We start from the raw sequence: 9,628 nt of genomic DNA on the forward strand, positions 1-9,628 counted from the left end.
CGGCCGCGCGCGGGCGCTGGCACGCAGGCCGGTGGAGGTGAGGCCGATGTCCTGATCGGGCAGGCGGATGGTCTGTTCCGGCGGCAGGGCGGCGATGATGTGCCATGGCTTCCACGTCATTGCGAAGACCTGAGCGAAGGGTGCCTCCCAGCCGATGCCGGTCTTTGGATCAGCGAACCTGATGCCCTCGACCGTCAGATCAAAGCGGTTGGGAAAGCCGCTGACCGACAGGCCGGTGTTTTCGGCGGTCATGCCTTGGGCGGCCTGATCCGCGAACCATTGTTCCGCGCCGTTGCGCACCGCCGAGGAGCCAACGAACCAGTACCCTGACCACAGGGCGGACAGGGTGATCAGAACCCAAAGCAATTTGCGCATGCTGCGACCCTTTTCTTTGCCTTTGCGGCGTTGTCTACAGGGCGCGGGCGGCGAGGGCCAGCAGCGGAGGCGGAATGAGCGGACAGTTTTGGGTGTTTGGCTATGGCTCGTTGATCTGGGACCCCGGCTTTGCGGTGGCCGACCGGCGGATTGCCCGGGCGCAGGGCTGGAAGCGCAGTTTCTGCATGCGCTCGATCCATCATCGCGGTACCGCTGCGGAACCGGGTCTGGTGCTGGCGCTGGATCAGGCGGAGGGCGAATACTGTGATGGGGTTGCGTTTGCCGTGCAGCCGGGGGCCGAGGCCGCGACGATTGCGGCGTTGCGTGACCGGGAGCTGATTTCCTCGGCCTATCTGGAAACCACGCTGAGGCTGGAGACCGCAGACGGGCAGATTGACGCGCTGGCTTACGTGATCGACCGCGACCATGACCAATACTGCGGCGGGCTGGCGCTGGAAAAGCAGGCGGGAATCATTGCCGGGGCCTCCGGCGGGCGCGGTCCGAACCGCGATTATCTTTGGGCCACCACAGAACATCTGACAACGCTCGGCATTGCCGACAGCGATCTTGATTGGCTCGCGCGGCGGGTGCGCGCGTTGACTTGATGCGGCTTTCGCTTGGCAGAACCGGGCTTCCTGATAGACTCAACTTCAGACCAGACAAGAAGGGCGGGCATGTCCCAAATGGACCGACAAGACGCTGAACCGACGACGACTTTCAGCCAGCCGATCCGCGCGATCAGCACGATGCTTCTGGTTTGCGTGGCCGTGGGCACCGGGGCCTGGGTGATCCTGGCGCAGATCACCGAAATTCTGGCCACCAACCCGTTGCTGAACGGCCTGATCGCCACAGTGTTCTTCATCGGGGTGCTGACCTGCTTCTGGCAGGTGTGGATTCTGGCGCAATCGGTGTACTGGATCGAGAATTTCGTGCGCGGCACGCCCGGCACCGAAGACGACATTCCGCCAAGGTTGCTTGCGCCGCTTGCCGCATTGCTGCGGTCGCGGACGGCGCGGATGTCGATTTCGGCATCGTCGTCCCGGTCGATCCAGGATTCGGTGGCGCAGCGGATCGACGAGGCGCGCGATATCACGCGATATCTGATCAACCTGCTGGTGTTTCTGGGCCTGTTGGGGACGTTCTGGGGCCTTGCCACCACGGTGCCTGCGGTGGTGGATACGATCCGGTCGCTGGCCCCGCAAGAGGGCGAAAGCGGGCTGGATGTGTTCGGCAAGCTGATGGGCGGGCTGGAAAGCCAGCTTGGCGGCATGGGCACGGCGTTTTCATCGTCCTTGCTGGGCCTTGCCGGGTCTTTGGTGCTGGGGCTGCTGGAACTGTTTGCAGGCCATGGGCAGAACCGTTTTTCGCGCGAACTGGAAGAATGGTTGTCGTCGATCACCCGGCTGGGCTTTGCCAGCGAAGGTGAGGGAAGTACCGACCAGAACGCGCTGGCCATGGTGATCGACCATATGGCCGGGCAGATGGAACAGCTGCAGATGCTGTATGCGCAATCCGATGTCAGCCGGTCGATGGCGGACGCGCGTGTCACCGACCTTGCCGAGGCGGTGATGCGATTGACCAAGCACATGGAATCCGAGGGCGGGCAGGCAGCGTCATTGCAGCGGATTGCCGAGGGGCAGGAGCGGCTGATCGAGGCGCTGAGCGGCGCCGAGGGTGGCGCCCATTCGGACGCGGAAAGCCGAATGCGGCTGCGGTCGATCGACGTGCAGTTGCTGCGGATACTGGAGGAGATGTCGGCCGGCCGGCAGGAAACCATGGCCGACCTCAAGGGCGACATTGCTGCCCTGACGCAGGCAATCCGGCAGCTGAGCCGCACCAATACTGCGCGGGGATAAGCCATGGCCGTGCAGCGACGCCGCGATTCCTCGATGATCTGGCCGGGTTTTGTGGATGCGGTCACCACCTTGCTGATGGTGCTGATGTTCGTGCTGACGATCTTTACGATCATGCAGTCGGTACTGCGCGACCAGATCACCACGCAAGGCACCGAACTCGACGAACTGAACCAGCAGGTGGCACAACTGGCCGATGCGCTGGGGCTGGAACGTGGCCGGGTTGCGGACCTTGAGGGCGAGATCGGGCGGCTGCAGTCGGGACTTGCCACGGCGCAGGCCGAGGGAGAGCGGCAATCGTCGCTGATCGCGACGCTGACCGGGCAGTTGGAGGCGCGCGCGGCCGAACTGGCGGATGCGCAGGGCAAGATCACCAGCTTTGAGGCGCAGGTGGCAACCCTGCTGTCGGAGCGCGATGCGGCGCGGGGGCAGGCCACGGCGCTGACCGCCTCGGTGGCGGACCTGGAGGCGGCGAGGGCCAAGCTGATCAGCGACAGTGAGGCGCTGACGCTGGCGCTGGCAAAGGCGCGTAACGAGGTGGACGCGGGCGCTGAAGCCGCCCGTCTGGCCGCAGCCCGGCGCGAGGCGCTGGAGGCATTGGTGGCGGACCTGCGCGCCAAGGACAGCGCCAGCGCCGCGGAACTGGCTGCCGCCAAGGACCAGCTGACCGCCGAGGAAGAAGGCCGGTTGGTGGATGCGGCGGCTTTGGCGGCGCTGCGCGAAAGGCTGAAGGGGGCCGACACCGAACTGACGGCAATGACGCTGGCACTGGAGGCCGAGCGCAAGCGGGCCGAGGAAACCCTAACCCTGCTGGCCGCCGCGCGGACCGAAGCGGCCAAAACGACAGGCGAGAAAAGTGCTGCACTGGTTGCGGCAGAACAGGCGCTGCTGGCCGAGCAGGAAAAGACCCTGAAGGCGGCGCGCGAGGTGGAGTTGTTGAACCAGCAGATCGCCGCCCTGCGCGGGCAATTGGGCGCGCTGCAAGCCGTGCTGGACGAATCTGCAGCACAGGACGCCGACGAAAAGGTGCAGTTGGAAAACCTTGGCTCACAGCTGAACGCGGCTTTGGCGCAGGTGGCATCCGAGCAGAAGCAGCGCGCGGAACTGGAAGCCTCGGAGGCCGCGCGACTGGCAGCCGAGAACAAGGATCTGGCGCGGTTCCGGTCGGAATTCTTTGGCCAGTTGTCCACGCTTTTGGCCGGGCGTGAGGGCGTGCGGGTGGTCGGTGACCGTTTCGTGTTTTCCAGCGAGGTGCTGTTCAATCAAGGCTCGGCCGATCTGGCCCCGGAAGGCCGGGCGCAGATTGCGAGTGTGGTCGCCACGCTGAATGAGGTGCGCGACCAGATTCCGGACGGGATCGACTGGATCATCCGGGTGGATGGACATACGGACAACGTGCCGGTGGCTGGCAGCCGGGGCTTTCGCGACAACTGGGAACTGAGCCAGGCGCGGGCGCTGTCGGTGGTACGGTTCATGCAGGACGAGCTTGGCTTTCCGCCTGACCGTATGGCGGCCACCGGGTTTGGCGAATACCGGCCGGTGGCACCGGGCGACAGCGATGAGGCGCGGGCGCTGAACCGCCGGATCGAGTTGAAGCTGACCGAGCGTTGAGGATCAGCCGCCGGCGGCGATGCGTTCGAAGACGGCGAGGATTTCCGCTTCGGACGCGCGGGTGAGCGCGCCGTCATCTACCTCGGCCTTGGTCCACAGCCAGCTGCGCGCCGGATCATCGCGCATCGCCCAGTTGGGAAACAGCCGGTCGGTGACGGTTCGGCGGGTCAGCAACGCCAAGTCCATGTGCCGGTCGTCGGCGGCAATGCGGCGGTAGGTGGCCTCGACCACCGCTTCCGGCCCTTCCAGAAGCTGCAGATAAAGGTCGGCGCGGCAGATCAACAGGCCGGTCACCCCATCGCGCGTATTGCATCGGCGGGCGTCCATCAGGACGCCTGCCAACATGGCATCATCAAAGCCGAAGGGGCGCGAGGCGTAAGTCAGCTGAATCATGGGCGGCCTTTCGCGGGCGGGGACCCGTTTACCTTAGCGGTCAGGTCGGATCGCCGCTACCTGCAACTTCACCCCGCACGATGATCGACAACTGGTCCAGCGTGATCGGCTGGACAAGCGGGTCCGCATGGCGATGGACAAGCAGCCAGTCCGCACCGTTGCGGCGGTAGACGAGGGTTACCCGCAGCGACCAGTCTTGCGGCGGAAGGCCCCCCACCAAGCCGTGCTGCCGTTCGACGACGACCAGAACGATCATGTCGACGCTGGAGTGGGCTGCGATCACCTCGAGGCTGGTCGTGGCCGAGGCGAAATACGCGCCCATCGCCGCAAGCCGTTCGGACGAGTGGTCGAAGCCGCCCGTCGTCCAGGCACCAAACGGTGAGACAAGGGAAAAGTCCGGTGCATGCGGCGTCAGCGCAAGCCAGCGCTTCATGTCGCCGTTCATGAAGGCGTCGTTGCCATCGGCGGTGCGGTCGATCAGCGTGGCAACGGTAGAAGATAGGGTGTTTTCAACGGGCATCGGGGAAATCCTGAACTGGAAAGTTTAGTCTAATGCTTGCTTGATAGCCGTGCCCGCGACCAGAGCCAAGATGGTTTTGCGATCCTTGGTGCGGGTTGGGCGGGAACCGGCGCAGGCCTCGCATCGGCCTGATGCGTCCGTGATTTGGGGAAACGACGGTCCCGTGCTAAGATTTTCAAAACGATCCGTGCTTGCACTTGATGCCAATGGGACCAGTCCGGGGCGGCATGACCCCGCGGCTACCCTAACCGGAGGATCTTTGATGCCGAAGACGATCGGAAACCCGTTATCCTGGATGCTTGGTGCCGTTGGGTCGGCGGCGGGCTATGCCCAGACCGCCGTCAGCCCATCGGCAGCAGACCCCGGAGTGATGCCAGAAACGCGCGACCTGGCGATGGCGGATCTGCGCCACGCACTGCGCAAAGGGTGGGAGGATATGGCGGCCTTCCGGTCGGACGTGGTGTTCGTCTGCCTGCTCTACCCGGTGATCGGGGGGCTATTGCTCGCGCTGGCGGCTGAGGGGAGTTCGCTGCATCTGCTGTTTCCGGTGCTGTCGGGCTTTGCACTGACCGGCCCGGTGGCGGCGCTGGGCCTGTACGAGATGAGCAGGCGGCGCGAGGCGGGCGAGCCGACCAACTGGCTGGCGCTGTTTGACGTGATGAAATCACCAAGGTTCGGGCGCATCCTGACGCTGAGCCTGTTCAACGTGGTGATCTTTCTGGTCTGGATCATGCTGGCCGATCTGATCTTTGGCATGACTTTTGGGCCGGAAGTGCCGCGGTCGCTAAGCGCATTTCTGGGCGAAGTGCTGACCACGCCCGCGGGTTGGGCGTTGATCGTGATCGGATCAGGGGTTGGCTTTGGGTTGGCGCTGGTGGTGCTGGCGGTGGGGGTTGTGTCGTTCCCCTTGCTGTTGGACCGGGACGTAAGCCTGCCGGTGGCGGTGATGACATCGGTCAGGGTCAGCCGCCGCAATCCATTGGTGATCGGGGCCTGGGGTCTGATCGTGGCGGGGTCATTGGCGGTGGGCACGTTGCCCGCCTTGCTGGGGCTGGTGCTGGCGCTGCCGCTTTTGGGGCACGCAACCTGGCATCTTTATCGGGCAGCGGTGGTCTAGGTCGGCGCGGTTCAGGGCAGCACGCGCAGGCTCATCTGCATCGCGTCAAGCTTGACGCCATCGCGCATCACGATGGCCGCTCCGCCGTACCAGCCGGGGGGCCAGCCGGTTGGCTTCAGCTTTCGTCCGACGGCACGGAAGGCCCGGGCTTGTGTCTTCTCGACGGTGTAGAGCTGCCAGATTACCACGCCTTCCGGCCCGGTCAGTGCCAGCACGACCTGATCGCCCTTTCTGGGGCCGAAGTAATGCGCCCACACCACCAAGGCCGGCGCGGTGCTGGGAAGGTCGGGCGAGGACAATCCCGTCTCGATCCTGTTGTGTCTTGGAATCTCGGTGGAAATGCCGATGCTGAGCAGGCCGAGGGTCTTGATCGGCAGATCTTCGGCCCACAGATTGCTGCCAACCCTCGCGCAGGTATGGCCCGATGGGGCGAAAGGATCGATCTTCTGGCCTTTGTAGCGGACCGAAAAGTGCAGATGCGGGAAGCCGCCGGCATTTCCGGATTCGCCCACCTGGCCAAGCGGGGTTCCGGTATCCACCTTGTCACCGGCGTTTACCAGAACCGAGGCGCGTCGCAGATGACAGTACTGGGTCTGCCAGCCTTGCCCGTGATCAATGGTGACGCCGTTGCCGCAAGCCTGATCGGCATAATGCGGAAAGAAGTCTGGCACGCTGTCGCGTGAAGAGATGACTGTCCCAGGGGCTGCCGCCAGCACGGCAACGCCCTCGCGCATGTTGGTTCGGGTCGGAAGGGCAAAGTCAGTACCGTCATGGCCGTCGTAGCTCATTGGGCCGCAGAGAAAATCAGTGGCACCTTCGGTTGGGTCGTGGTCGAAATACTGCTGGATGTAGCAGTCTTCGCCCAGCGTGCAGTCAACCGGCAGCTGCAGGTCAAAGGCCCCCGCCGGGACGGCGAGGGCCAATGTCAAAAGCAGAGTTCTGCCGATCATTCCGCCGTGAGAAGCGGTGGCTTTTGGCCGGTCAGCCGGGGCTTCTGCGGTTCTTCGATGTCGAGGACAATGCCATCGTCCTTGACCTTGACCTTGACCACACCGCCCTTGACCAGCTTGCCGAACAACAATTCCTCGGCCAGCGGCTTCTTGATGTGTTCCTGGATAACCCGGCCCAAGGGCCGCGCGCCCATCTTGTCGTCATAACCCTTTTCGCCCAGCCAGAGGGCTGCTTCGGGCGACAGTTCGATGTGGACGTTGCGGTCCAGAAGCTGGGCCTCAAGCTGCAGCACGAACTTTTCGACGACTTGCAGGATAACCTCGCGGCCAAGTGGGGCGAACGAGATCACCGCATCGAGACGGTTTCGGAATTCGGGCGTGAAGGTGCGCTCGATGGCCGCGGTATCCTCGCCGGTGCGGCGTTCGCGGCCAAAGCCGATGGCCGATTGCGACTGTTCGCGTGCCCCGGCATTCGAGGTCATGATCAGGATCACGTTGCGGAAATCAACCGTCCGGCCGTTATGGTCGGTCAGCTTGCCGTGGTCCATCACCTGCAACAGGATGTTGTAGACATCCGGGTGCGCTTTTTCCATTTCGTCCAGCAGCAGCACGCAATGCGGGTGCTGGTCTACGCCGTCAGTCAGCATGCCGCCCTGATCAAAGCCGACATAGCCGGGCGGCGCGCCGATCAGGCGGGAAACGGCGTGTTTCTCCATGTATTCCGACATGTCGAAGCGGATCAGTTCCACCCCGAGGCTGGAGGCAAGTTGCTTTGCCACCTCGGTCTTGCCGACGCCCGTTGGCCCGGCAAACAGGTAGTTGCCGATCGGCTTTTCGGGTTCGCGCAGGCCAGCACGAGCCAGTTTGATGGCCGAGCACAGCGCCTCGACCGCCTTGTCCTGACCGAAGACCACGCGCTTGAGGGTCTTTTCCAGATCGCGGAGCGTCTCGGAATCGTCCTTTGATACGGTTTTCGGCGGGATGCGGGCGATCTTGGCCACGACGGCCTCGATCTCCTTCACGCCAAGGCTTTTGCGCCGCTTGATCCCCGACAACAGATGCTGCGCAGCGCCAGCCTCATCGATCACGTCGATGGCGCTGTCGGGCAGCTTGCGGTCGTGGATATAGCGAGCAGCAAGTTCCACCGCCGATTTGATCGCGTCATTGGTGTATTTCAGGTCGTGGTGTTCTTCGAAATGCGGCTTCAGGCCCATCAGGATCTTGATGGTGTCGGGCACGGAAGGTTCGTTCACGTCGATCTTCTGGAAGCGGCGCGCAAGGGCGCGGTCCTTCTCAAAATGCTGACGGAATTCCTTATAGGTGGTCGAGCCCATGCAGCGCAGCTTGCCGCCCTGCAGCGCGGGCTTCAGCAGGTTCGAGGCATCCATTGCGCCGCCGGAGGTTGCGCCGGCGCCGATCACGGTGTGAATCTCGTCGATGAACAGGATCGCGTCAGGGTGATCCTCCATCTCTTTCATCACCGCTTTCAGGCGTTCTTCGAAATCGCCGCGATAGCGGGTGCCTGCCAGCAGGGCGCCCATGTCGAGCGAGTAGATCGTGGCCTTGGCCAGCACCTCGGGCGTTTCGCCGTTGATGATCTTGCGGGCGAGACCTTCGGCGATGGCGGTTTTGCCAACGCCGGGGTCACCCACCAGCAGCGGGTTGTTCTTGCGGCGGCGGCAGAGCACCTGAATGCAACGCTCCACCTCCATCTCGCGGCCGATCAGGGGATCGACGTCGCCCTTGCGCGCCTTCACGTTCAGATCGACGCAGTATTTCGACAGCGCGGATTCCTTGGCTTCGCCGGCCTCGGCCTTTGGGGTTTCCTGCGGTTCGTCCGACCCCTGCACCGGGCGAGGTTCACCATAGGATGGGTCCTTGGCGACACCATGAGCGATGAAGTTCACTGCGTCGTAACGCGTCATGTCCTGCTCTTGCAGGAAATAGGCGGCGTTGGATTCGCGTTCCGCGAAGATTGCCACCAACACGTTGGCACCAGTCACTTCGGTGCGGCCGGAAGATTGCACATGGATCGCCGCGCGCTGGATCACACGCTGAAACGCGGCGGTGGGTACGGCCTCGGACCCTTCGACTTCGGTGACCAGGGTAGAGAGGTCATCATCGATGAAATCGGTGAGGGTCTTGCGCAGAAGATCAAGGTCGACCGAACAGGCCTTCATCACGCGCGAGGCGTCGGGTTCTTCGATCAGCGCCAGCAGGAGATGTTCCAGCGTGGCGAGTTCATGGCGGCGGGCATTGGCCAGGGCCAGCGCGCCGTGGATGGCTTGCTCGAGTGTTGTCGAAAAAGAAGGCACGCTTGTGCTCCTGTCCTGCGGGTCGGAGGGCCTTTGGGCCCGTTCCAACCGTGGCCTCATAGTCTTAAAGTTCGGTTTTATTTTCCATACTTCAAGCAGTATCTGCGTTCGAAGGTGCTTTCGTGACCGACCTCACGTCATTTGTGATATCTGCCCCTCAGAACTTGTCTTTTCTGGCACGGATTTCGGTGAAAACCGTGACATCGTCGGCCAAGGGAAGCCCGACCGCCGCCTTGAATTGCGGCAATGACGCACGCAGGAAAGGGTTGGTGGCCAGTTCTTCGGACAGCCTGGAAGGGACAGTGAAGCGGCCTTCGCGGCGCGCGGTTGCGACCCATTCGATACGAGAGATAAGTTGCGGATTGCCGGGTTCAAGGGTCGCCGCGAAACGCAGGTTGGACGCGGTGTATTCATGGCCCGAACAAATCAGCGTTTCGGGCGGCAAAGCGGCCAGTTTGGAAAGGCTGGCCCACATCTGTGCGGGCGTGCCTTCG

10 protein-coding genes are annotated in these 9,628 nt (G+C 63.4%); 4 read left to right on the forward strand and 6 right to left on the reverse strand.

Annotated features, from left to right (window positions below):
- A partial coding sequence (locus RMO18_RS10350; protein WP_309665729.1) for a DUF2125 domain-containing protein occupies positions 1 to 375 on the reverse strand: 375 nt, incomplete at its 3' end.
- 74 nt (positions 376 to 449) lie between these two features.
- Here RMO18_RS10350 and RMO18_RS10355 point away from each other — a divergent pair.
- From RMO18_RS10355 to RMO18_RS10365, 3 genes are all read left to right on the forward strand, one after another.
- Positions 450 to 980 carry a gamma-glutamylcyclotransferase gene (locus tag RMO18_RS10355; RefSeq protein ID WP_309665731.1) on the forward strand — a complete coding sequence of 177 codons (531 nt, stop codon included), beginning with the start codon at positions 450 to 452 and terminating at the stop codon, positions 978 to 980.
- 78 nt (positions 981 to 1,058) lie between these two features.
- Positions 1,059 to 2,231 (forward strand): biopolymer transporter ExbB, encoded by a 1,173-nt coding sequence (locus RMO18_RS10360; RefSeq protein WP_309665732.1) that lies wholly within the window; start codon positions 1,059 to 1,061, stop codon positions 2,229 to 2,231.
- A gap of 3 nt (positions 2,232 to 2,234) precedes the next feature.
- Positions 2,235 to 3,839, forward strand: coding sequence for a peptidoglycan -binding protein (locus RMO18_RS10365; protein ID WP_309665734.1), 1,605 nt, complete (start codon positions 2,235 to 2,237; stop codon positions 3,837 to 3,839).
- A gap of 3 nt (positions 3,840 to 3,842) precedes the next feature.
- Here the strand turns inward: RMO18_RS10365 and RMO18_RS10370 are convergent, their stop codons facing one another.
- Both RMO18_RS10370 and RMO18_RS10375 read right to left on the reverse strand, forming a co-directional pair.
- Positions 3,843 to 4,232 (reverse strand): BLUF domain-containing protein, encoded by a 390-nt coding sequence (locus tag RMO18_RS10370; protein ID WP_309665735.1) that lies wholly within the window; start codon positions 4,230 to 4,232, stop codon positions 3,843 to 3,845.
- Positions 4,233 to 4,272: 40 nt separating this feature from the next.
- On the reverse strand, positions 4,273 to 4,752 hold the full coding sequence (locus RMO18_RS10375; RefSeq protein WP_309665736.1) for a nuclear transport factor 2 family protein: 480 nt from the start codon (positions 4,750 to 4,752) through the stop codon (positions 4,273 to 4,275).
- 262 nt (positions 4,753 to 5,014) lie between these two features.
- Between RMO18_RS10375 and RMO18_RS10380 the strand changes: the two genes are divergently transcribed.
- Entirely contained in the window at positions 5,015 to 5,869 is an 855-nt protein-coding gene (locus RMO18_RS10380) for a DUF2189 domain-containing protein (RefSeq protein WP_309665738.1), read from the forward strand.
- Between the two features lie 11 nt (positions 5,870 to 5,880).
- Here the strand turns inward: RMO18_RS10380 and RMO18_RS10385 are convergent, their stop codons facing one another.
- The 3 genes from RMO18_RS10385 to RMO18_RS10395 form a co-directional block, all read right to left on the reverse strand.
- Entirely contained in the window at positions 5,881 to 6,819 is a 939-nt protein-coding gene (locus tag RMO18_RS10385; protein WP_309665740.1) for a M23 family metallopeptidase, read from the reverse strand.
- Complete coding sequence (gene clpA / locus RMO18_RS10390; protein ID WP_309665742.1) at positions 6,816 to 9,134, reverse strand: ATP-dependent Clp protease ATP-binding subunit ClpA; 2,319 nt, start codon at positions 9,132 to 9,134, stop codon at positions 6,816 to 6,818. The genes RMO18_RS10385 and clpA overlap by 4 nt, the downstream gene beginning before the upstream one ends.
- A 157-nt stretch (positions 9,135 to 9,291) precedes the next feature.
- A partial coding sequence (locus RMO18_RS10395) for a hydroxyacylglutathione hydrolase C-terminal domain-containing protein (RefSeq protein WP_309665743.1) occupies positions 9,292 to 9,628 on the reverse strand: 337 nt, incomplete at its 5' end.

The sequence above is a fragment of the Tabrizicola sp. genome (assembly GCF_031377265.1).
Taxonomy (GTDB): Bacteria; Pseudomonadota; Alphaproteobacteria; order Rhodobacterales; family Rhodobacteraceae; genus JAUYQR01.